Raw genomic sequence first — 22,025 nt, forward strand, 5'->3', positions numbered from 1 at the left:
TGGGGCAGTGAGCCGCCCCTGGTTTTGTCGGTGCTAATGGCTGTCTGCCGTGGGGTTGCTGCCCTTTCGCGAGATAGCCTGGACGAGCAGCGGTTGGCCCTGGCCGATGCGCTAGGCGCGGTCGCTGGCCTGGGCTTGGGTGGCGGGTTCTTCCCCCGATGCGCCCAGCATCAGCCGAACAGTACGTATAAATAGTGCTAACGATTCTCATTTTAAATATAATCCCGGCCCTTTGACGGAGGTCGACCGTGGGTGTTTTCTCGTTTATCTATGCCCTCCTTATCGAGCCGGTCGCCCACCAATTTGCTGGTACTTTCGATTTTAACGGCCGTTTCGGTGTGTTGTTTCTCGGCGTGTCGTGCACCGTCGCCTATGGCCTATTTCGCTTGCGTAAGCAGCGCGGGCTGACCGATGCCTGCTCGTTCTGGCAGTTTATCGGTGGCAGCCGGGTCAATTTCCATCCCTCTGCGCTGCTGGATTACCGCTACTACTTCGTGCGAGCCATCCTCAAGGTTGCTCTGGTGTTGCCCCTGGCCGGTTTGCTGGCCCCCTATATCTTCAAGTCCGCCGATTACATCGCCTTGTTCACCGAGCTGTGGGGCGCACGTCCGCAGCTGGATGAGAGCCTCTGGCTCGCTCTGCTGTACGGGCTGGGGCTGTTTCTGGTGCGTGACTTTAGCCATTACTGGATCCACCGAGCCTTTCATTGCCGTTGGCTGTGGGAGTTCCACAAGGTTCATCACTCGGCGCCTGTGCTGGTGCCGGCGACCGCCAGCCGCATTCATTTTGTCGAGCATATGGCCGACAAGCTGGCGGCCAGCATCTGCGTCGGTGCCTACGCCGGGACCTTCTGGTACGCCTGTGGCGGGCAGATCGGTGCTTACACGCTGTTTGGCGTGACCTATCTGGTGTTTATCTTCAACGCGCTGGCGGCGAACCTGCGCCACAGCCATGTCTGGCTGTCGTTTGGCGCGGTCATCGAGCATGTGCTGAACAGCCCGGCCCAGCACCAGATCCACCACAGTGACGCGCACCGACACTTCAACAAAAACTTCGCCACCAACCTGTCATTGTGGGACTGGATGTTCGGCACGCTCTACGTCACCAGCGCGACACCGGAACCGCTGCGCTTCGGCACTGGGGAGCGCGATCAGGAGCGTTATCTGACGCTCTATAGCCTGATCGTCACGCCTTTTGTGCGCATCGCCCGCAAGCTCTATCTGGCGCGACGCCGGCAGAACAATAGGGCGCAGGCCAGGGTTAATTAGGGCTGTGTAGGCTGGGTGGCGCCACGCAGGCTCAAAACCTCCGCTCGCAGTCGGTGCGCCGCGTAACCCACCGAGCGGTTTCAGAGCCTTTGCTGAGTTAGCGCGGCATAAGCCCTGTGTTGGGTTACGCGGCGGCTTAAACCGTTGCGCTGCTTATCACACCAGCTGCCGCTAACCCAACCTACGAAAAGCTGTCTGCAGCACATAACGGCTGCATAGCCTTTACTCCGCACCCAGCGGGGCAAACAGCGCGCGCAGTTCATCTTCGCCGAGTTGCAGTTGGCCGAGTCCGCCGCTGTCGAGCAGGCCGCTGGCGAGGCGGGCTTTGCTCTGTTGCAGTTGCTGGATTTTCTCTTCCAGGCTGCCGCGGGCGATGAGTTTGTAGACGAACACCGGTTTGTCCTGGCCGATGCGATAGGCGCGGTCGCTGGCTTGGGCTTCGGTGGCGGGGTTCCACCAGGGGTCGAAGTGGATCACGGTGTCGGCGGCGGTGAGGTTTAACCCGGAGCCGCCGGCTTTCAGGCTGATCAAGAATACCGAGGCGGCGCCTGCCTGAAACTGCGCCACTGGGGTGCGGCGGTCGGTGGTGCTGCCGGTGAGTTTTAGATAACTGATTTGTCGGGCCTTGAGTTCGTCTTCAATCAAACTGAGCATCGAGGTGAACTGTGAAAACAGCAGCACTTTGCGGCCTTCGGCGACCAGCTCGTCGAGCATTTCCAGCAGGGCGTTGAGCTTGCCAGAGTCGTGGCTGCCAAAGCTGGCGGCGTCATCACCCAGTAGGCGCAAGTCGCAGCAACATTGGCGCAGCCGTAACAGCGCTTCGAGTATCACGATCTGGCTGCGGGCCAGGCCTTGGCGGGCGATTTCGGCGCGCACTTTTTGGTCCATCGCTAGGCGCAGGGTTTCATAGCGATCGCGCTGCGCCGGGGTCAGTTCGACCCAGTGGGTGATCTCGGTTTTTGGCGGTAACTCTGGGGCGACTTGCTCCTTGGTGCGGCGCAGCAGGAAGGGTTTGATCCGCCCCTGCAAATGCACCAGCCGTTGTTCATTGCCGAGTTTCTCGATCGGTGTGCGGTAGTTACGGCTGAAGCTTTTACTGTCGCCCAACCAGCCGGGCATCAACAGGTTAAACAGCGACCAGAGTTCGCCCAGGTGATTCTCCAGTGGCGTGCCGCTCAGGCACAGGCGTTGCCCAGCCTGCAGTTGGCCGGCGGCAAGCGCCGCCTTGCTGCGCGGGTTTTTGATGTTTTGCGCCTCATCCAACACCAGCAGGCTAAAGGCTTGCGGGGCCAGCAGTGGCAGGTCGCGGGGCAGCAGCGCGTAAGTGCTGAGGATGATGTCGTGCTCGGCCATGCGCGCAAACAGCGTCCGGCGTTTGCTGCCGTACAGGGCCAAGACTTTGAGCTGCGGGGTGAAGCGGGCGGCTTCGTCCTGCCAGTTGGGGATCAGGCTGGTCGGCATGATGATCAGCGCCGGCTGGGTCAGGCGCCCGGCGTTTTTCTCGGCGAGGATATGGGCCAGGGTTTGCAAGGTTTTGCCCAGGCCCATGTCGTCGGCCAGCACGCCACCGACCTGCAATTCGCGCAGGCTTTGCATCCAGGCCAGGCCTTGCAACTGGTAGGGGCGCAGCTGGGCGAGCAAGCCCTCGGGAGCTTGCTGGTCATGGCTGGGCAGCTGTTGCAGGCGCTGGGCAAAACCGCGCAGGCGTTCGCCGCCTTGCCAGCTGAGTGCCGGGCCCTGGGCCAGGTCATGCAAGCGGGCGGCGTCGGCGCGGGCCAGGCGCAGGTGTTTGTGGTCTTCGCCGGGCACGCTGGCGTGCTCCAGAAACAGCTCGCCGAGGTTGGCCAGCAACGGTTTCAAGCGGGCCAGTGGCAGCGCCACCCGTTGCTGGCGGTGGGGCAGTTTGACCAGCAGCAGTTCTTCATCCTGACGCTGGGCCAGGGCGCTGCCATTGAGCAGCCAGGGTGTATGGCGGATCGCCTGCAAGAGTATCGGCAGCAGGCTGATGCGCTGGCCTTCGACCTCGATGCCCAGCTCCAGGTCGAACCAGTCCAGGCTCGGTGCTTCCTCGACCTCGGCGTACCAGTCGTCAATGGTCAGCAGGTTGAACTGGAACTCGGGCTGCATCTCGACCTGCCAGCCCTCGCTGCGCAGTTGCGGCAATTGCTGCTCGACAAAGCGCAGCCAGGCGGCGTCGCTGCCCAGCTCAAAGTGCTCACCGACATCGGCGGGTAAGGCCTCGCTCTGGCGCAGGGCGATCTGCAGGCCGGTCTGTTCCAAGCGCTTGCGCAAGCGGTTTTCGCTTGGGCCATCGCGGATGATTCGCAGGTTGCTGCTCGGGCCTTGCCGCAGCAGCAGGTCTTTGGCCGGTTTGCCGAAAGTGCGCACACCTTGATAGTCGAAGGCCAGGGCGGCGCGGTGCAGGGTTTGCTCGTGCATGCGGCCCTTGCGCCCGTCGAAGTGCATGCGCACCTGGCTGCCGAGAATCAGCAGCGGCTGCGGTTGCAGGCCTTCCAGGCGTTGTTCGGTAATGGTCGGCCCGCTGTTGGCGGTGGTGCTGCCGGGGTTGGCGGCCAGGGCGCTGTTGAGGGTCGAGCGGGGCGGCGGCAGGCCGGCCTGTTGCTGCGCCTCAAGGGTCAGCAGGGCGGCGACCACATGCTTGCAGTTGAACCTGACCGGGCAGCTGCACCGACCATCGACGCGCCAGCTGTCGGTTTGCGCATGCAGCTGAATATGCTGGCGATAGACCCGCCCGGCCGAGCCATCGCAGCAAGCCGAGAGGGTGCAGTTGTCGAGGCTCAGCAAGCGGCTGCGAGCTTGTTTGGCATAGCTCAAACCGCGCTGCCAATCGCCACTGCCGATGGTCGCGCACCAGTCCGCCTGGCGCAGCTGGAGAATATCCAGGGCCATCAGGGCTGCCTCATGGGGGCGTGCGCGAATGTGCTCATGACACTGCTGGCTGGCTGCAAAGCCGTCAATATTGCCACAGCAGCCTTTGAATTAGGCTATTTCCCGGTGATGTGTTGCCGGCGGTTTTTCGTAGGGTGGGTTAGCGGCGCGGGCGGTGGTTGCTTGCATCACCGCGCAAGCCGGACGCCGCGTAACCCACCATGCGGTTTGCCGGTCGAGCGCCATGGTGGGTTACGGCGCGGTCGGGTTTTGCGTTGTTGGCAGGTCGTGGTTCGCGCCTAACCCATTGCCCTACGCATGCCCGACTAATGCCAAGCGATACTGCCCAGGGGTGGCCTGAAAGCTGGCGCGAAAGCGGTTGCTGAAGTGGCTGGCGCTGGCAAAACCGCAGGCCAGGGCGATCTCGCCAACCGCCAGACGGCTGTGCCGCAGCAGTTGGGCGCCGCGCTGCAGGCGGCGGCTGAGTACATAGCGGTGCGGCGCCACCCCGAAACTTAAGCTGAACATGCGGGCGAAGTGATAGGGCGACAAGGCCACCGATTGCGCCAGCTGATCGATGCTCAGCGGCTGGTCGAGGTGCTGCTCGATGTAGTCGATCAGGCCCTTGCGCTGGTGCGCCGCCAGGCCGCCTTTCACCTGCAGGTCAAAGCGTCGGCCGCTGTGGCTGAGTAAGCTGTGGTCGAGTATGGCGTTGGCCAGGCTGGAACACAGCAGGCGTTCGGCCGGCTCGCGCCAGTCCAGCTGGGTGAGGGCGCGAAACCGCGCGCTTTGCAGCGGCTCGTCGATAAAGGTCCGCTCGCGCAGCTGTAACTCGCGGGGTTCTTTGTCGAGCAAGCGCAGCGCGCTGAGGGCGAACTGCTCGACGTCAAAATACAGGTGCATAAAGCGCAGCTCACCGTTCACCACCCAAGCCGACTGGTGTTCGGCGGGCAGGATGCAGAGCTTGTCGGGGGCGCCTTTGAGGCCTGGTTGATCACGCCTGAAAGTGCCCAAACCGCCGCCCAAATAGCAGCCGATGGTGTGATGGCCGGGGGTGCTGTAGCCGGTGGCGTCATGGGCGTTGGACCAGATGGCCGCAGCAATTCCATCGCCCATGGCCGCGCTGCGCTCGAGCTGGGCGCGCGAACGGCTGAGGGTTTGGAACACTTGGTAGTCGGCAAGCTCGGACATGCGGGTTCTTCGGTGACGTGGTGCTAAGCGCTAATGCTACGCCGCGCACCTGTTGATGCCAGCCCTGGGCGCAAAATAAGCGCAAGTTTATGCAAGTGCCCGGCAAGCGGTCGGGCCAGACTGCTGCTCTGTGTTAGGGAGCCTGAGCATGAACCTGTCGTTGTATGTGCTGACCGTACTGATTTGGGGTACCACCTGGATCGCCATCAAGCTGCAAATTGGCGAGGTAGCCCTGGCCGCGTCCATCACCTATCGCTTTGCCTTGGCGGCACTGGTGCTGTTTGCCGTGTTGCTGCTGAGCCGGCGTTTGCAGCGCCTCGACCGCCGCGCGCAACTGCTGTGCATGGCCCAGGGCTTGTGCCTGTTCAGCCTGAATTTTCTGTGTTTCTACACGGCCAGCCAGTGGATTCCCAGCGGCCTGATCGCCGTGGTGTTTTCCACCGCCACCCTGTGGAATGCCCTGAGTGCGCGCCTGGTGTTTCGCCGTCAGTTGGCCGCCAATGTACTGGCCGGTGGCGGCTTGGGGCTATTGGGGCTGGCCTTGTTATTTTGGCCGGAGCTGGCGGGCCACAGCGCCAGCCCTGAGACCTGGTTGGGCTTGGCCCTGGCGCTGCTCGGCACCCTGTGTTTTGCCGCTGGCAATCTGCTCTCCAGCCTGCAGCAACAGGCCGGCTTTCGCCCGCTGAGCACCAATGCCTGGGGCATGTTCTATGGCGCGTTGCTGCTGGGTGGTTATTGCCTGGTCAGTGGCACGCCGCTGAACTTTGAGTGGAACCAGCGCTACGTCGGCTCGCTGTTGTATCTGGCCATTCCCGGTTCGGTGATCGGTTTTACCGCCTACCTGACCCTGGTCGGCCGCCTCGGCCAGGAGCGCGCCGCCTATTGCACCGTGCTGTTCCCGCTGGTGGCGCTGAATATCTCGGCAGTGCTGGAAGGCTACCAATGGACGCCGCTGGCGCTGGGCGGCCTGGTGCTGGTGATGCTGGGGAATCTGCTGGTGTTTCGTCAGCCCAAGAATCTGTCCAAGGCCTACTACGCTCGGTGATGCTGGGTTCAAGGTGGCTCTGTATCCGGCACATGTTGCAAAGGACGTAACCTCTCGAGAAAGGGTTAGCCTTGACACGTGTGTTCTCTGCACCGGCCAATCGCGGATAAATCCGCTCCTACAGGGTTGGCCAGCCGATGAAGTTTCTCCTGGCAGCGGGTTTGTGTAGGAGCGGATTTATCCGCGAAGCAAGCGTCAGTACACGGACAATCGTGCAGGGTCACAACCGTTGTTTTTCCCATATACATCCGGGTTGCAAGCCAGAGACTACCGGGCTTGCGCTTTGCAACACATCACTGGGACATAGCCTACCAAAAAGCGCTGTTCAAGCCGTTTGCGTCAGTAGCCGGTTGGCGTAGTCCTGCGCCGGTAATGGCCGGGAGAAGTAGTAGCCCTGCAGCTCATCGCACGCCAGGCGTTGCAGCAGTTCGGCCTGTTCGCAGGTTTCCACCCCTTCGGCGATGACCGACAAATTCAGACTGTGGCCGATGCCGATGATGGCGCTGACCAGCGGTGCGTCGTGGTCGGCGGCGCTGAGTTTGCTGACGAAAGAGCGATCAATCTTCAGCTGGTCGACCGGAAACCGGTGCAGGTAGGACAGCGACGAATAGCCGGTGCCAAAGTCGTCCAGGCTGATTTTGATCCCCAGTTGGCGCAGGCCGATGAGGTTCAGATACACGGTTTCGCTCTCTTGCAGCAGCAAACCTTCGGTCACTTCCAGCTGCAGCAAATTAGCCGGCAGCGCGAACTCATCCAACAGGGCTTGCAGCTCGGCGAGCAACAACTCCCGGCCAAAATGCCCGGACGACAAATTGACCGCCACCGGCAGCGCCGGCACCTCGGCATCCAGCCACTGGCGCAGTTGGCTGCAGGCTTGGCGCAGCACGTATTGGTCGATACCGAGCATCAGGTTGCGCTGCTCGGCAAAGGGGATGAATTTATCCGGTGGCACCTGCCCCTGACCTTCGCGGTTCCAGCGGATCAGCGCTTCGGCGCCGATGATCCGTTGGCTGTCTGCCGCCACCTTGGGTTGGTAGTACAGTTCGAACTCCTGTTGTTCGGCGGCATGCCGCAGCGCCACTTCCAGGCGCATGACCTCGGCGGCAATCTCGCCCATGTCGGCGGTGTAGCACTGATAGTTATTGCGCCCGCGCGACTTGGCGCGGTACATGGCGATGTCGGCATTGCGCAACAGAGTCTCGGCGTCGAGGCCGTCGTCGGGGTACAGGCTGATGCCGATGCTCGGGCTGATGGTGAAGCTGGCGCCTTCGATGTGCAGGGGGGCGGCCATGGCTTGAATGATCTTGTCGGCGACCCGGATGGCCGACTCGCAGCCCTCGATTTGCGGCAGCAGCAAGACAAACTCATCGCCGCCCAGGCGCGCCACGGTGTCGGATTTACGCACCAGGTTTTGCAGGGTATTGCCGACAAATTTCAACAACTCATCGCCGACGATGTGGCCGAGGGTGTCGTTGATTTGCTTGAAGTGGTCGAGGTCGATAAACAGCAGAGCGCTCATCTGCGACTTGCGGGAATTGCTCAAAAGCACCTGCTGCAGACGGTCGGTCAACAGCATACGGTTGGCCAGGCCGGTGAGTGAGTCGTGGGTGGCCATGTGCAAAATACGTTGTTCAGCCAGCTTGCGTTCGGTGATGTCGATCTGCACACCGGTCAGGCGGGTGGGGTTGCCATTTCGATCGAAACCAATGTGACAAATGCACGACAGGAAATGCACCTCGCCATTGGCCCAGACCAGGCCATATTCAATTTCATAACGTGACAGCGGCCCATTGATGCCTTCACGGATAGCGTGCAGTACCCGTTTGCGGTCATCTGGTACGACCATGTCTAACCAGGCTCGCTCTGAGGCCTTGATGCTGAAAGGTTCAAGACCATAGAGGCGAAAGGTTTGCGCATCCCAGTAGGCTTGTTGGTTGCTGTGATCCCACTCCCAAACCCCTAGGCCGGCGACCTCGGTGGCAATCGACAGGCGATCCGACAAGCGCAGGCGCGCGGCTTCGGCGGTTTGGCGGTGTTGAACTTCCAGCTCCAGCTCACTGGCGCGGGCGGTGAGGGCTAAATCGCGGGCGCGGAGTTTTTCCACCATATGGGCAAAGTTGTTGGCCAGTTCGCCCAGTTCATCGCGCCGCTCGCTGGGTAATTTAACGTTCAGTTCGCCGGCGGCAATTGACTGCACGGCACTCTGTAATAGCCTCAACGGCTTGGCTACTTGGCGGCGAATAATCCAGGCCAGCAGCAGCAGTTCGATGGCCAGCCCGGCCAGGCCTGCGAGTAAAATAGAACCAGCCGAAGCAAAGGCTTTTTCGGCCAGTAAGGCCTTGGGGTAAACGCTGATCGAGTACCAGTTGGGGCCCTCGATGCGGCCAATCCCTAAGTAGTAATCACCGTCGCTGGATTCCGCCACGGAGGGCCAGCTGGTGCTGGCATAGGCTAGTTTTGCCGCGTCTTGCAGCAGTGGGTCGGCGAGTTTTGCAAGCTGCAGGCTGCCTTCGGAACTGCGGATTTTCTCCATTAGCTGCGGGTGGACCAATAAGCGGTTTTTCTCGTCGATGATCAGGTTAAAACTGCCGTTGCTCTGTTGCTCGCTGGTGCGCTTTACCAGCGCTTCAATCGAAATATCTTGCGAGACAGTGCCGACCCACTGACTGGCCTGATCGGCTGGGGTGATGGTGGAGAGCATCCAGATCGCGGCTTTATCGTCGAAATACACCTCGGTCCAGCTATTCAATCGTTGTGGATTGTTCTCCGGGGAAGAGTTGCGCACCGGCGGGTAATCAAAGTTATTGCTGTTGCTGTTGGACTCTTGGCCCCAGTTGACCGAGGGCGAGTACATGATCAGGGCGATGCCCGGCAGGTCGATATAGGCCGAGTAATAGCGCATGGTCATCGGCGCGCCCCATTCGCGCAGCAGCTTGAAGGCCACCAGCACCTGGCGGCGGATCTCGGTGGTTAGCGTCACTTGGCTGCGGATGTAAATCGAGGGCAGATGCTTGTAGTCGTCGAGTTCCGGGCGGACCCGAATCAGCCCGTCGGGGTAGCGCACAAACCAGTGTTCAAACTCGGCGCGGGGATCTTGCTCGGCGGTTTGCTTGAGGCGCAACAGGTATTCGTCGCGCAATAAATAGGTGTTTTGCTGGGCTTGTACGAAGGTCTCGGAGTCCAGCGCGGTGCGCGCCGAGACCTGATTGCTCAGTGCCTCCAGTGCCTGTTTACGCATGCTACTGATGCTGTACTGGTAGCTCAGCAAGGTTACCGCAATGATCGCCAGGGCAATCACCAGGCCGATCTGCACCTGAATGCGGCGGGCCAGGCTCATGGCGGTGCGGTTAAAAAACTTCGGCATGCATGGCCTCTCGGCGCGGTCAGTAGTCAGAGGGCAAGTTGCTTGCCGCTGTCGATAACCTAGCAGAGATCAGGCCAGTTTGTGCAGGCGACCAAGGTGAGCCCGCCGGCTTAGAGCATTCGGCGCCAGCATGGCGCTGGCGCCCACAGTTTAAAACCTAACGCTTGAACTCAAGGGTTTCGCCATCCTGCGGGATGCGTAAACGCGCGGCGATGCCGGCTTTGATCGCTGCGGCTTGCAGCTCGCTGCGGGTTACCGGGCAATGGCTGAGGGCTTCCAAGTGGTTGGCAACCACTATGCCCTTGGCCAGGCGGGCGAACTCGATGACCTCCTCGACGCCCATGATGATGTCGCCGCCGATATCGAGACTGGCATCACCGGCGGGGATCACCGACACATCCGGTTGCTGGCTGACGACAAAGTCGCGAATGGCGGCGGTCATGATGGTATCGCCGGACAGGTACAGGCTTGGCTCGCCGGGCATAGCAATCAGGTAGCCGACGCCGTGCTCCATGATTTTGCCGACCAAGCCTTCGCCATGGGTGCAGCGCACCGTTTTAATCGTGCCCGCGAAAAATGCGCTGGGGTTGTGATGATCCTCCGGCAACGGCTGCACATTCAGTCCGCGCTCGGCTAAATACGCCGCGTCGTGAGGGGTGCAAATAACCGGGATTTGCCGTTCGCGCAGCCATTTCTTTGCCGCCCGGTCGAGATGGTCGAAGTGGCCTTTCTGACAATGGGTGATCAAGCAGTGGGTCACCAGCGCCAGCTCATTTTCGGCCAGTGCCGGTAGCTCAACCGTTGGGTTGCGTTGCCGCCGACCATTGAATAGCCCCAGTGGTGGCAGAGCATCTTTGCGCGCCAACATGGGGTCGACCAAGATCCGGTAATCACCGATGTGCAGGATTAGGGTTGCATTGCGCAGTTGCGTGATTTTCATGCCATGCCTCGTTCATCATCAAAGTTCATCCCGCCTCGGCTCGAGGCTGGGGGCGAGTTTCACGGCGAATCATGGGCTGCAAAGACTCGCATGGGTGCTGGCGAAATCGACACTTATCATGGCAATATCGCCAGCCGAGCCAATTGCCGAAGCAAAGGTTAAAAATGACCATTAGGCGTATCGCGATTCTGGCCTACGACGGCTGCATGGGCACCGAAGTGTTCGCGGTGGTCGATGTGCTGCTGATCGCCAGCCACATTGCCCGCGAGTTTAACCATCCCGAGTCCGCCCCCTTTGCGTTGGAGGTGGTCGGCCTCGGCGGGCGCAGCGTTACCTGTGCGGGCGGGATTACCGTGGGGGTGAAAAAGCCCAGCGGCAAATACGATCTGCTGATCATTCCCGGTCCGCAAATCAGCGGCCGTGGGCAGTGGACCGCCACGCTTGCGCTGTTGGCGCGCGAGATTGGCTTTATTCAGAAGACCTTTGCCCGCGGTACACCCGTAGCCGCGGTCTGTATTGGCAGTTTTTTACTCGGCGAAGCGGGGCTGATTGCCGGGCGCAATGTCACCACCGCATGGTTGTTTGCGCCAGAGCTGGTCAGTCGCTACCCAACCGCCAAGGTCAGCCAGGAGGCGATTTTGCTTGAGGACGGCGCGGTGATTACCACGGGTGCGGTTAGCTCGGCTTTCGACTTGGCGCTGCATATCGTCAAGCGCCGCCTGGGCGCGCAAGTGGCCAGCGCCACGGCGCGGATTACCCTGTTGCAAAATTCGCGGCTCAGCCAAGCGCCCTATGTAGACGCCACGCTGATGCCCAAAAGCCTGCCGTCGTTTGCGCAAAGTGTCGCCCAGTGGCTGAGCGAGCGCTTGGCTGCGAGCTACGACCTGGAGCTGTTGGCGCAGGCCTTTCACGTCAGCTCGCGCACCCTGCTGCGGCGGGTCAAGGCCGAAACCGGGCAGTCGCCGCTGGCCTTGCTGCAGACGGCACGGGTGGAGAAAGCCAAGCAGTTATTAACCAATAGCACCTGGAGCATCGCGCGTATTACCGATGAAATCGGCTACCGCGACGTTGCCACCTTCACCCGTTTATTTGTCCGCCACGTCGGCGAAACCCCGGCCAAGTATCGGCGCCGTTGAGGCGTGCGCTGCGCGCCTCAAAATAGGCTATGTAGCCGTTATGTGTTGCAAGGGAGCTCACCTTTCGCGATAGGGAATTAGTCTTGATGCTTGTGCTGCCTGCACCGACCAATCGCGGATAAATCCGCTCCTACAGGGAGGCCGTCGATAAAATTATTGCAGGTGCCGGGCTTGTGTAGGAGCGGACTTGTCCGCGAAGCAAGCGCGGCACCTGCAATCCTGCAGGGCCACAGCCGTTCTTTTTCCCACCTTCATCTGGATCACAAAGCAGAGGCTACGGGGCTTGCACTTTGCAACACATAACTGGGACATAACCTCAAAACAATCCCAGCTGCCCGCCGATTAAGGTGGCGAAGTCGTCGCCCACGAACGGCAGGATGGCGTCCGCCACCGGCTGCAGTTGGCGCGTCAGGTAATGCTCGTAGTCGATGGCGGCCGTGCGCACCTCTAACGGCTCCGGGCCGGCGAGGGTGATCACGTAGCTGATCCAGCCGCCGTTCTGATACTGGCGCGGCCGGCCGTGGCGGTCGTTGTAGTCGTCGGCCAGGCGCGCGGCGCGCACATGGGGCGGCACGTTGCGCTGGTAGTCGGCAAGCGTGCGGCGCAGGCGCTTGCGGTAGATCAATAAGTCATCCAGCTCGCCGGCCAGGGTGCGGCTGACGAACTGGCGGATATAGGCCTGGTAAGGCTGACGCTGGAAAATCAGCAGGTACAGCTCGCGCTGAAACTGCTGGGCCAGTGGCGACCAGTCGCTGCGCACCGTTTCCAGGCCCTTGTAGACCATCTCCTGGCTGCCGTTGGGGCGGTTGACCAGGCCGGCGTAGCGCTTCTTGCTGCCTTGCTCGGCGCCGCGAATGGTCGGCATTAGAAAGCGGCAATAGTGGGTCTCGAACTGCAATTCCAGGGCGCTGTCCAGGCCGTACTCGGCCCGCAGATGTTCGCGCCACCACTGGTTGACCTTATCTACCAGCGCCCGGCCGATGCGCGCCGCGTCGTCCTCGCCATGGGCGTGTTTGAGCCAGACGAAGGTCGAGTCGGTATCGCCGTAAATCACCCCATAGCCCTCGGCCTCGATCAACTGGCGGGTGCGGTGCATGATTTCGTGGCCGCGCAGGGTGATGGACGAGGCCAGGCGCGTATCGAAAAACCGGCAACCGCTGGAGCCGAGCACGCCGTAGAAGGCATTCATAATGATCTTCAACGCCTGGGACAGCGGCGCGTTGCGCTCGCGTTTGGCGGTCTCGCGGCCCTGCCAGACCCGCTCGATAATCGCCGGCAAACAATGCTGGCTACGGGAGAACCGCGCGCCGCGAAAACCCGCCACCGAGTGCTCGTCGTCCGGCTGGCGCAGGCCCTCGACCAGCCCCACCGGGTCGATCAGAAAGGTGCGGATAATCGAGGGGTAGAGGCTCTTGTAGTCGAGCACCAGGACCGACTCGTACAGGCCGGGTCGGGAGTCCATGACGAAACCGCCGGGGCTGTTCTGCGCTGGCTTCTCGCCGAGGTTTGGCGCGACGAAGCCCTGGCGGTGCATCAGCGGTATATACAGGTGGGTAAAGGCCGCCACCGAACCGCCGCTGCGGTCGGCCGGCAGCCCGGTGACGGTGGCGCGTTCGAGCAGAAAGGTGAGGATTGAGGTAGCGGCGAAAACCCGTGTGACCAGCTCACAGTCCTTGAGGTTGTAACGGGCCAGGGCGGGTTTGTCTTCGACGAACATGCGGTCGATTTCATCCATGCGCTGGTACGGCGTGGCGATGTCCTTGCCTTCGCCGAGCAGGGTCTGGGCGACGTTTTCCAGGCTGAACGAGGGGAAACTCCAGGTCGCCTCGCGCAGTGCCTCGATGCCATCGATCAGCAGGCGCCCGGCGGCAGACGCGAAGTAATGCTGCTTGCGGGTGCCGTGCTCGCGCCACTGCATTTCCTCGCCGTCACGGCCCAGGCGCAAGGGGATGGCCAGCCGCCGGGCATGTTCATGCAGCACACGCAGGTCGAACTGCACCAGGTTCCAGCCGATGATCGCATCCGGGTCATGCTCGGCCAGCCACTGGTTGAGTTTGACCAGCAACTGACCGCGACTGTCGCAATACTCCAACTGAAAATCCTCGGCCGCCTCCTGGCCGTCGCTGCGCCCGAGCATATACACCTGGCGCTGACCGCAGCCTTCGATGGCGATGGAATACAGCTCGCCAAAGGCGTTGGTTTCGATATCCAGGGAGGCCAGTTTGAGCTGCGGGCGATAGTCCGGCGCCGGTTTGATCTGCGCCTCCAGCAGCAGGCCGCTGGCGTCCGGCGTGCCGGTGAAACTCACCGGCGCGGTAATAAAGCGCTCCATCAGGTAGCGTTCGGGCGGGCGGATGTCGGCTTCATAGACATCGACGCCGGCGCGGCGCAGGCGTTTGTCGAGGTCGATCAACTGCCGATGTTGCTGGCAATACAGGCCCAGCACCGGCCGCTGCTGAAAGTCGCGCAGCCCCAGCGGACGCAGTTCGACGCCCGGCTCATCCACCAGCAAAGCTTCGGCCTGGGCGCGCTGTGCCGCCGGGATAAAGGCCACCGAGGGTTGTGCGGGCAGGCGGATATGCCGCGGCCCATTATCGGTCGCTAGCCAAAACTCGATCTGCGTCCCCGCCGGCGTATCCCGCCAATGCCGGGTCAGGACAAAACCCTGCTGTAACTCCACCACTGCAACCCCAAGGCTTCGCTTCAAGGAGGCGATTGTACGTGGCATTGGTTGGATTGGTTGTGGGGGGCGTGGGCGGGGTGGCGGTTGTTGGGAATGGTTGGCCGCTCTCGACTCCAGTGCTCAGGCCTGGAGGTGGCTCCAGCGCGGTTGTCGGCTTTGCAAACCAAGACTCGTTCGCTGGATCGGCAATGGCCGAGCGTTATAAGATTTTGTGATTATTATATTTTGTTGATTTCGTCATGAGCTAATTGTTAGAGGGTGTGGTCGGTTTGTTGCTGATAGTTCTTCATTGCGATTCTTCGTTGTGTGTTTATGCTTTTTTAGTATGTGACGTGCAGGCAGTGTTGTTGTATTAAATTGATAATGGACGGCGGCAAACTGCATCTACTGTTTGCTGTTAATTATGTGACTGATGGAGATATAACTGAAGGTGCGCGGTGCCGGTGGGTTTGCGTGGGTTGCAGTCGATACAGTGGCAATTGCGCAGGTTGGGTCTAGTCCGGTGGGCATCGTCCGGTGAGTTAGCTGGGGTGTCCGTGGTTTCTAATGATCAGGCGGTTCTGGCCGGAGGTAGCAAGACACGCTTGGGTTAGCGAGGGAAAACGACATGTATGCGCCTGACGAATTACATATTTTGGCAGCGAGTGCAGGTCTGGATGATGATGAGATTACAGCGCTGTGGCAGCAGGCCCGCCAAGACGCGTTAGATGAGCTCGGCAGCAGCAGTCATCCGCAATATGATCACGAAACTAATCGACTCATGCTGCGCTCGATAGAGGATACGGCAACTGAAGATGTCCCCTTTAATTTAGTGCCCTGGGTTATGTTTGATATCCATATGGGCGCTTTATATGTTGGTGCTCGGCGCGGTATTAAGACGGTCGGTTGTTATATAAAAGAGCATTTGCCTGGCAAGCATGCTGCGTGATGCCCTTTACCCTGGTCTGCACGCGGCTCGCTGAGCAAGGTAAGCGTCCAACGGCCGAGGGCGGTTACTGCCAAGGGGGTAGGGGTATTCGCCGCAGAGAGCAACTCAGCGGCAAACGGTGGGCTGTTCGCTGTAAACGGTGGGCTGCTCGCTACGAATGGCGGACTGTTCGCTGCGCTCCTGAGTCCGCCCTACGTCCGCCCCACGCTCACTTTCCACTCCCCACTCGGGGACTACATTTTTTTGTTCCTAGGGTCGTCCGCCGGGTCGCGGAAATTGATCCCCCAGGGGCCCGTGCCGTGGAGCTGGAGCACGGTTTCCTGATCTCGACTGGCGGCGTACATCGACACGCCGGCGGGAATGATCAGGGTGTCACCCGGTTGATAGGCTTTGGCCTGGGCCGGATCGAAGCTGTCGCCGGTGGCGAAGTAGAAGGTGCCCGAGATCACGGTGACGCGTTCGGTAACAGGATGGGTATGCACGCCGATTTTGGTGTTTGCCGGCAGCTTCAAACGCAGGGTAAAAGGCTCGGCAGTTTTCAGGTCACCTTCAATCACGGCCATCATCGCACCGGGTCCGACCGCCGGAGCCGCGGCCCACTTGAGTGCGGATGGCGTGGCGACAATCAACCCCGTGTCTTCGGCCAGGGCGGGGGAGGCTAGGAAGGCTGCGCTGAGCAAGGCCAGCGAAACAGCCACAGCTTTGTGGGTGTTCATCATGGTTTCCTCATGTTTTTGGGAGGAGTGCAACAGAGGCAAACATGGCTTCCAGGCACAGGCGCAAAACCTGCGTGATCAAGCCATACAGATGACGGTAGTCGAATGTTGCGGCGCGGATATACCCATTGTGAACAGCGTTTATAACGCCTGCGTAGGGTGGAAAACCGCGCAGCGTTTTCCACCAATGGCCGAGCTGTACCCCTTCTCGCACAGCACGGCTGCGGTGCAATTGCATGGTTGTGTTATGTCTCCAATTGGATACACTGCAATCATGCTGTGATTCAGCAAACCGACACCTTTCAGGGCGCTACGTGATCTGCAAGCCAAGGCGGGCATCCTGCGGCGGCTTGGCCGCGCCCATGCGGGGAATTTGGGTGATGTGAAGTCTGTCGGGGATGGCGTGTCGGAAATGCGTGTTGATATTGGGCCGGGCTACCGGCTGTATTTCACCCGGCGCGGCGATGCGCTGATTTTACTGTTGTGTGGTGGCGATAAGTCGTCTCAGACACGCGACATTATGCTGGCCAAGCAGCTGGTAGGAGAGATTGAATGAAACCCGTGATCACTGAGTTTGATCCGTCGGATTACCTCGACAGCGACGCGATGATCGCCGAGTACCTATCTCAGGTGCTGGCTGCAGGTGACAGCGATGAACTGATTCGCGCCGTGGGCCATGTCGCCAAGGCACGCGGCATGGCACAGATAGCCAAGGATTCAGGGCTGGGCCGGGCCAGCCTCTACAAAGCCTTCGCCCCCGGTGCAAAACCGCGTTTTGACACAGTGGTCAAGGTGCTGCATGCGCTGGGTGTTGAACTGAATGCCCAGCCGGTTCATGGCTGAGATGATGTTTTGTTTTTGCAAGGACAATAAGCAAAGGGCAAGACCAGCACCATCTCAGAAAATCCCCGGGCTACCTTGCTACGATCTGCGCCCACCAAGGCGCCCGGCCAGCGCTAGCCAGGCCAACAGCGGATAGCAAAAATAATGCAGGCCGAAGATCACCAAAGCCATGGGGCTGGGGTCGTCTTTAAACGCCATTAGCGCCAGCAAGCCCAGGTAGAGCAAGGCCAGCACGCCGCCGTAGACGCCGAGCAGGCGCAGCCGTTCGCCGGGCATTGGGGCGCGGCGCTGTTGCGCGAAAAACCACAGGGCCATGCCGCCGGCGACTGTGGCGGCAATCAGCAGGGTGGTCAGCACGCCGCCGAGCTTGCTGAAGGTGCGCAGCAGCAGGTTGAGCACTATGACGGCGGCGACCCCGCTTAGGGCCAGGCGGCTTACGGGGACGCGGTTTGCTGTGGCGGGCTCGTTCATCGGCTGTGCTCCTACAGGCTGCGATTGAGGCCAAAGCGTTTTTTTAAGCCGGCTTGCAGCAGGCGCTTGGGGATCAGGGCGGCCATTAGCGGCAGGGCGCGGCTGCCGTTGCCGAGGCGCAGCAGGCCGGGGCGTTTTTTGCTTTGTACTGCGGCCAGTACCTGACGGGCAAAGTGCTCGGCGGGGGTGGGGTGATCTTGGGAGGCGTTGGCGCGGGCGCGGATGCCGTCGCGGATCGGCCACCAGGGTGAGGCTTCATCGATCAGTTGTTCGGCTTGCTGGCTGGCATTGGCGCCAAAGCTTGAGGCAATCGCCCCAGGCTGGACTTCCATGACCTCGATGGCGAAGGGCGCCAGCTCCATGCGCAACGCGTCGGACAGTGCATGCACGGCAGCTTTGGAGGCGCAGTAGGCGCCGGCGAACGGGGTGACCAGTACACCGGAGACGCTGCCGATATTGATCACCAAGCCACGGCTGCTGCGCAGCAGCGGGAATAGCGCGCGGGTGACGTCGACTATGGCGAATACGTTGGTCTCGAATTGGCGGCGCAGGGCGGGGGCGCCGCCATCCAGCAGCGGCCCCATGGCGCCGTAGCCGGCGTTGTTGATCAGCACATCGAGGCGCCCGGCTTCGAGTTGCAGGCGCATGGCCAATTGACTGACGGCCAGACTGTCGTTGACATCCAGGGCCACGCGGATAAAGCCGGCGGCGTTCAGCGCCGTAATGTCCTCGGCCTTGCGCGCGCTGGCCCAGACCTGATAGCCGGCCGCCTTGAAGGCATCGGCGAGGGCGCGGCCGATGCCGCTGGAGCAACCGGTAATCAAGGCGGTGGGCTGGGTCATAGGAAGTCCTGTTGGGTGATTGGGCGAAGGTCGGTGCCGATTGTTGCAGAAACCCCCGGTCAGTAGCGCAATGCCTGCATAAAATTGGCTGCGCGGACATTGGCGTGATGGGTATCGCTGCGCTCAACCCATCCTACGATTAGGAACCGAGCCGGGACTACAACGCAAAAAACGCCCGGCCCTTGGTAGGGGCGGGCGTTGCTTATTGCCAGGCTTTAACTGACCAGACTAAGGCTGGTTTGCAGTGGTTCGACGCTGCGGCCGTAGACGTCTTCCAGCCGCTCGATGTCGTCTTCGCCCAGGTAGCTACCCGATTGCACCTCGATGATTTCCAGTGGGATCTTGCCCGGGTTCGCCAGGCGGTGCACCGCGGTAATCGGGATGTAGGTGGACTGGTTTTCCGTGAGCAGGAAGGTCTTGTCGTTGCAGGTCACCTGCGCGGTGCCCGACACCACAATCCAGTGCTCGGCGCGGTGGTGGTGCATTTGCAGTGACAGCTGGGCACCGGGCTTGACCGTAATGTGTTTGACCTGGAAGCGGCCGCCCATGTCCACCGAGTCGTAGGAGCCCCACGGGCGATAGACCTCGCAATGGGTCTGGGTTTCAGTGCGGCCTTGCTCGTTGAGGGTGTTGACCAGCTGCTTGACCTCCTGCACCCGGTCCTTGTGAGCAATCATCATGGCGTCTTTGGTTTCCACCACCACGATGTCCTGCAGACCGATTACCGAGACCAGCTTGCCGTTGCCGTGCACCAGGCAGTTGAAACTGTCGCGCACCACCACGTCGCCCTGGGTGACGTTGCCGTTGCTGTCTTTCTCTTTTACATCCCACAGCGATGACCAGCAGCCGACATCGCTCCAGCCGGCGTCGAGGGGCACCACGCAGGCGCGTTGGGTTTTTTCCATTACCGCGCAGTCGATCGAATCATTTGGGCAGCACTCGAAGGTGGCCGCGTCGATGCTGATCTGTTCGCCGTCGTACTTGCTGCGTTCCAGCGCCAGCAGGCAGGTGTCGTAGATGTCCGGTTCGTGTTTCTTCAGCTCATCGAGAAAGCGGCTGGCGCGGAACAAAAACATGCCGCTGTTCCAGAAGTAATCGCCGGACTTAACAAACTCGGCGGCCTTTTGCGCATCGGGTTTCTCGATGAATTTAGCGACCCGGCTGATGCCTTCCGGCAGCAATGCATCGGCGGCGGACTTGATATAGCCATAACCGGTTTCCGGCTTGTTGGCCGGTACGCCGAACAGCACCAGCTCGCCATTTTCGGCGGCGATGGTAGCCAGCGCCAGGGCGCGCTGGAAAGCTTTGTGATCTTCCAGTACATGGTCGGCCGGCAGCACCAGCAGCAACTCGTCGCGGTCTTCGTTGAGCAGCTTCATCGCCGCAATGGCCACTGCTGGCGCGGTGTTGCGACCAAAGGGCTCAAGCACTATGGCCTGGGTCTCAAGCTTGAGGGCGCCGAGTTGTTCCTCAACGATAAAGCGGTGCTCGATGTTGCAGACAATCACCGGTGGTTGCACGCCGTCGAAGTTCAGGCGTTCGATGGTTTGCTGGAACAGGGTGTGATCGCCAGTCAGGGCGAGGAACTGCTTAGGGAACTGTTTACGCGACAGGGGCCAAAGCCGTGAGCCGCTACCGCCTGACAAAATAATTGGAATCATGCTGTATCTCCTGGGTAGTGCGTAAGGTCGAGGTTTACGTGCTACTGCTGCTGCTCGAAGGTTCGGCGCAGCTTGGTTGTCTGTGCCAGCGCTGGCGCTGGGCTATGTCTTGGTTATGTGTCGCAGGCCCTGTTTCGTAGGGTGGGCTGAAGCCCACCCTAGCGATCCGCCTGTGGTTATTGGGTTGCGGCTGGGCGCTTGACCCACACCGGGGAAAACTTGCCAGCCGAGCCGGTGACGTACAGGCACACCGCCTCACCGCGCGCCAGGCTGACGGGTTTTAGGTCGGCGACTTTTTCGGTGCCGCTAAACAAGGCCAATTTGACATTCAACGGGTTGATCTCCCGCTCGCCACGGCCCAGGGCTTTCACGTTGTCGACCACCGGAGTCTTGCCATCGGCGGTCTTCAGGCTCAGCTCGCTGTCGGTCAGGTTTTGTACCCGTAGCAGGGCTTTTTGCTTGTTCTTGAATGGCGGCTCTTCCACCAACTTGGGTGGGCTGCCGGGTAGGTTGACCAGGGTGTAGTACTGATCGGCGTTGAGCTTGACGGTCAGGCTTTGCGTGCCGAGTTTGGCGCTGTAGTCGCCACCGGGCAGGAAGCTGAAGTCGCTGCTGCCCAGGGGGCCGACATCGCTGAGTTGGGTGTTGCCGACGCTGGCGCTGACTTCCTGATTGCCGGCGTTATACAGCCGCACGAAGGCCGAGCCCTTGGGTGCGCTGGGGCCGTAGAGGGCGGCTTCATCGGCCTGGACGTGCGCGGCCAGCAAGCCAATCACTAAGAAGGCGCAGGTTTTGCGGATTGTGCGGCTGCCGCTGGCAGGGGTGATGGATTGCTTCATCTTGATGTGCTCCATGGAATTTAAGGCGTCGCCTGGATCGGCGTATGGGGTTTAGGGTTGGCGCTGGCGAGGCTTTCACCAGTGTCGCTTGAGGTTTTCAGTTGGCTGAGCCACTGCTGATCGAATTCGCTGAGGTCGCTGCTCATCGGCAGATAGCGCTCCGGGAACTCCCAGATCACCAGCTGCGGCGGTGAGTCTTTGAGGCCTGCGCTTTGCAGGTACTTGAGCATCGGCAACAACGGCCCGTGACCGTCCTCGGCGTAGTTGAGAACGTCGCTCCCCAGGGCCTGGCGCAACGCACCGAGAAAGTTCCAGCGTGGGTTGGCGCTGTAGCTGGTACCGACCAGCGCCACCGGCACTTGGCTGTCGCTGAACAGCTCGCCGTCGCCCGCCGCCGGCGTGGTCTGTTGCGCCGCGGTGCTGCGCTGTTGCAACTGGTCGGGGGCTGGCAGCAGGTTGCTGAACAGCGGGTCGAGGGGTAAGAAGCGCGTCAGATCACCGTTGTACGCCTCGCTGGGCTGGTTCTCGGTGGTAAAGCGCTGTGGCTCGCCGCTGATCGGCATGTGCTGCTGGATCGCCAGGCTCAGGTTCTGCGCCACCACCTCGGCGCCATGGGGCGTCCAGTGGGTGTCGGTGCGCAAAAACACCGCTTCCCGTTGCTTCTCCTCGGTCAGGGCCGCGAGCAGATCCGGGGCGAAAATCCCTGCGTCTGCGGCGCCCTGGTGAAACTGCTGATACAGCTGTTGCTGCAGGGCTACCGGTGGGGAACCGGCGATAAACTCAGGATAGAGCCGCGCCTTGGCGGGAATAATCGCCAGCACCAACTGCACCCCTTGGCGGGCCAGGTGGTTGCGCACGCCCTGAATCAACTGCCAGTTTTCCTGCAGATGTTGGGCGCTGTTGGCGACCGGTTTGAACTCCTCATCGCTGAATAACCACTGCTCACGGCCGAGCACCACGCCGGGGCGGCCCTCGTTAAACAGTTGGTAATCCAGTGCGGCCCAGAGATTGGTGCCGAGGCGTTTGATCGGGAATTTCTCGTCGTAGTGGGTTTCTGCCGCCTTGCTCCATTTGCCGTTGAGCACGCTGGTGTCGGCGGCAGTCGAGAAGCTGCGAAAGCTGCCCAGCGACCAGCCGCCCAAGCCCAGCAGCAGGCTGAGGAACAGGCCGATATAGAGGATGCGCAATGTTCGAGTCATGGTCGTCCCC

17 protein-coding genes and 1 pseudogene are annotated in these 22,025 nt (G+C 61.0%); 6 read left to right on the forward strand and 12 right to left on the reverse strand.

All coding sequences use genetic code 11. The annotated features are described in order from the left end of the window. Positions 1–248: 248 nt before the first annotated feature. Complete coding sequence (locus Q8R10_RS10420; RefSeq protein ID WP_305653495.1) at positions 249–1,268, forward strand: sterol desaturase family protein; 1,020 nt, start codon at positions 249–251, stop codon at positions 1,266–1,268. Positions 1,269–1,490: 222 nt separating this feature from the next. On the opposite strand, the gene Q8R10_RS10425 is transcribed toward Q8R10_RS10420, so the two are convergent. Continuing rightward, complete coding sequence (locus Q8R10_RS10425) at positions 1,491–4,178, reverse strand: DEAD/DEAH box helicase (protein WP_305653497.1); 2,688 nt, start codon at positions 4,176–4,178, stop codon at positions 1,491–1,493. A gap of 291 nt (positions 4,179–4,469) precedes the next feature. Continuing rightward, the gene (locus Q8R10_RS10430; protein WP_305653499.1) at positions 4,470–5,348 is read right to left on the reverse strand and encodes an AraC family transcriptional regulator; all 879 of its coding nucleotides are present in this window, start codon (positions 5,346–5,348) and stop codon (positions 4,470–4,472) included. A 148-nt stretch (positions 5,349–5,496) separates the two neighbouring features. Here Q8R10_RS10430 and Q8R10_RS10435 point away from each other — a divergent pair, with 148 nt between their 5' ends. Continuing rightward, positions 5,497–6,393, forward strand: coding sequence for a DMT family transporter (locus Q8R10_RS10435; protein WP_305653501.1), 897 nt, complete (start codon positions 5,497–5,499; stop codon positions 6,391–6,393). A 325-nt stretch (positions 6,394–6,718) separates the two neighbouring features. Here the strand turns inward: Q8R10_RS10435 and Q8R10_RS10440 are convergent, their stop codons facing one another. Then, positions 6,719–9,757 (reverse strand): EAL domain-containing protein, encoded by a 3,039-nt coding sequence (locus Q8R10_RS10440; RefSeq protein WP_305653502.1) that lies wholly within the window; start codon positions 9,755–9,757, stop codon positions 6,719–6,721. Positions 9,758–9,914: 157 nt separating this feature from the next. Next, positions 9,915–10,697: an MBL fold metallo-hydrolase gene (locus tag Q8R10_RS10445; RefSeq protein WP_305653504.1), complete on the reverse strand. Its 783-nt coding sequence runs from the start codon at positions 10,695–10,697 to the stop codon at positions 9,915–9,917. Between the two features lie 164 nt (positions 10,698–10,861). On the opposite strand from Q8R10_RS10445, the gene Q8R10_RS10450 reads away from it, so the two are divergent. Beyond that, positions 10,862–11,833 carry a GlxA family transcriptional regulator gene (locus tag Q8R10_RS10450; protein ID WP_305653505.1) on the forward strand — a complete coding sequence of 324 codons (972 nt, stop codon included), beginning with the start codon at positions 10,862–10,864 and terminating at the stop codon, positions 11,831–11,833. A gap of 316 nt (positions 11,834–12,149) precedes the next feature. Here the strand turns inward: Q8R10_RS10450 and Q8R10_RS10455 are convergent, their stop codons facing one another. Beyond that, positions 12,150–14,513: a DNA polymerase II gene (locus Q8R10_RS10455; RefSeq protein ID WP_305653637.1), complete on the reverse strand. Its 2,364-nt coding sequence runs from the start codon at positions 14,511–14,513 to the stop codon at positions 12,150–12,152. A 610-nt stretch (positions 14,514–15,123) separates the two neighbouring features. Here Q8R10_RS10455 and Q8R10_RS10460 point away from each other — a divergent pair. After that, entirely contained in the window at positions 15,124–15,444 is a 321-nt protein-coding gene (locus Q8R10_RS10460; protein ID WP_305653507.1) for a hypothetical protein, read from the forward strand. Positions 15,445–15,677: 233 nt separating this feature from the next. Here the strand turns inward: Q8R10_RS10460 and Q8R10_RS10465 are convergent, their stop codons facing one another. Then, a complete protein-coding gene (locus tag Q8R10_RS10465; protein WP_305653639.1) occupies positions 15,678–16,160 on the reverse strand; it encodes a cupin domain-containing protein in 483 nt (160 codons plus the stop codon). 10 nt (positions 16,161–16,170) lie between these two features. Continuing rightward, positions 16,171–16,398 (reverse strand): hypothetical protein, encoded by a 228-nt coding sequence (locus Q8R10_RS10470; protein ID WP_305653508.1) that lies wholly within the window; start codon positions 16,396–16,398, stop codon positions 16,171–16,173. Positions 16,399–16,467: 69 nt separating this feature from the next. On the opposite strand from Q8R10_RS10470, the pseudogene Q8R10_RS10475 reads away from it, so the two are divergent. After that, positions 16,468–16,716, forward strand: a pseudogene (locus Q8R10_RS10475) (type II toxin-antitoxin system RelE/ParE family toxin); the annotation flags it as partial. Continuing rightward, positions 16,713–17,003 (forward strand): addiction module antidote protein, encoded by a 291-nt coding sequence (locus tag Q8R10_RS10480; protein WP_305653510.1) that lies wholly within the window; start codon positions 16,713–16,715, stop codon positions 17,001–17,003. The pseudogene Q8R10_RS10475 and the gene Q8R10_RS10480, both read left to right, overlap by 4 nt. Positions 17,004–17,081: 78 nt before the next feature. Here Q8R10_RS10480 and Q8R10_RS10485 read toward each other — a convergent pair whose 3' ends face one another. The 5 genes from Q8R10_RS10485 to Q8R10_RS10505 form a co-directional block, all read right to left on the reverse strand. Then, a complete protein-coding gene (locus tag Q8R10_RS10485) occupies positions 17,082–17,474 on the reverse strand; it encodes a hypothetical protein (RefSeq protein WP_305653512.1) in 393 nt (130 codons plus the stop codon). A gap of 11 nt (positions 17,475–17,485) precedes the next feature. After that, positions 17,486–18,316 carry an SDR family oxidoreductase gene (locus tag Q8R10_RS10490; protein ID WP_305653514.1) on the reverse strand — a complete coding sequence of 277 codons (831 nt, stop codon included), beginning with the start codon at positions 18,314–18,316 and terminating at the stop codon, positions 17,486–17,488. A 215-nt stretch (positions 18,317–18,531) separates the two neighbouring features. After that, positions 18,532–19,977 (reverse strand): mannose-1-phosphate guanylyltransferase/mannose-6-phosphate isomerase, encoded by a 1,446-nt coding sequence (locus tag Q8R10_RS10495; RefSeq protein WP_305653516.1) that lies wholly within the window; start codon positions 19,975–19,977, stop codon positions 18,532–18,534. Positions 19,978–20,153: 176 nt separating this feature from the next. Further along, positions 20,154–20,804 (reverse strand): alginate O-acetyltransferase AlgF, encoded by a 651-nt coding sequence (locus tag Q8R10_RS10500; protein WP_371133322.1) that lies wholly within the window; start codon positions 20,802–20,804, stop codon positions 20,154–20,156. Between the two features lie 32 nt (positions 20,805–20,836). Continuing rightward, positions 20,837–22,015 carry an alginate O-acetyltransferase gene (locus tag Q8R10_RS10505; RefSeq protein ID WP_305653520.1) on the reverse strand — a complete coding sequence of 393 codons (1,179 nt, stop codon included), beginning with the start codon at positions 22,013–22,015 and terminating at the stop codon, positions 20,837–20,839. Positions 22,016–22,025: the final 10 nt, after the last annotated feature.

This window comes from Pseudomonas sp. (assembly GCF_030698175.1).
In the GTDB taxonomy this organism is placed as follows: domain Bacteria; phylum Pseudomonadota; class Gammaproteobacteria; order Pseudomonadales; family Pseudomonadaceae; genus Aquipseudomonas.

Bases quoted from the DNA above. Each gene is read 5' to 3' on its own strand.
- Q8R10_RS10425 (WP_305653497.1), bottom strand. From the start codon at position 4,178: ATGGCCCTGGATATTCTCCAGCTGCGCCAGGCGGACTGGTGCGCGACC.
- Q8R10_RS10430 (WP_305653499.1), bottom strand. From the start codon at position 5,348: ATGTCCGAGCTTGCCGACTACCAAGTGTTCCAAACCCTCAGCCGTTCG.
- Q8R10_RS10435 (WP_305653501.1), top strand. From the start codon at position 5,497: ATGAACCTGTCGTTGTATGTGCTGACCGTACTGATTTGGGGTACCACC.
- Q8R10_RS10440 (WP_305653502.1), bottom strand. From the start codon at position 9,757: ATGCCGAAGTTTTTTAACCGCACCGCCATGAGCCTGGCCCGCCGCATT.
- Q8R10_RS10445 (WP_305653504.1), bottom strand. From the start codon at position 10,697: ATGAAAATCACGCAACTGCGCAATGCAACCCTAATCCTGCACATCGGT.
- Q8R10_RS10450 (WP_305653505.1), top strand. From the start codon at position 10,862: ATGACCATTAGGCGTATCGCGATTCTGGCCTACGACGGCTGCATGGGC.
- Q8R10_RS10460 (WP_305653507.1), top strand. From the start codon at position 15,124: ATGTATGCGCCTGACGAATTACATATTTTGGCAGCGAGTGCAGGTCTG.
- Q8R10_RS10465 (WP_305653639.1), bottom strand. From the start codon at position 16,160: ATGAACACCCACAAAGCTGTGGCTGTTTCGCTGGCCTTGCTCAGCGCA.
- Q8R10_RS10470 (WP_305653508.1), bottom strand. From the start codon at position 16,398: ATGCAATTGCACCGCAGCCGTGCTGTGCGAGAAGGGGTACAGCTCGGC.
- Q8R10_RS10480 (WP_305653510.1), top strand. From the start codon at position 16,713: ATGAAACCCGTGATCACTGAGTTTGATCCGTCGGATTACCTCGACAGC.
- Q8R10_RS10485 (WP_305653512.1), bottom strand. From the start codon at position 17,474: ATGAACGAGCCCGCCACAGCAAACCGCGTCCCCGTAAGCCGCCTGGCC.
- Q8R10_RS10490 (WP_305653514.1), bottom strand. From the start codon at position 18,316: ATGACCCAGCCCACCGCCTTGATTACCGGTTGCTCCAGCGGCATCGGC.
- Q8R10_RS10495 (WP_305653516.1), bottom strand. From the start codon at position 19,977: ATGATTCCAATTATTTTGTCAGGCGGTAGCGGCTCACGGCTTTGGCCC.
- Q8R10_RS10505 (WP_305653520.1), bottom strand. From the start codon at position 22,015: ATGACTCGAACATTGCGCATCCTCTATATCGGCCTGTTCCTCAGCCTG.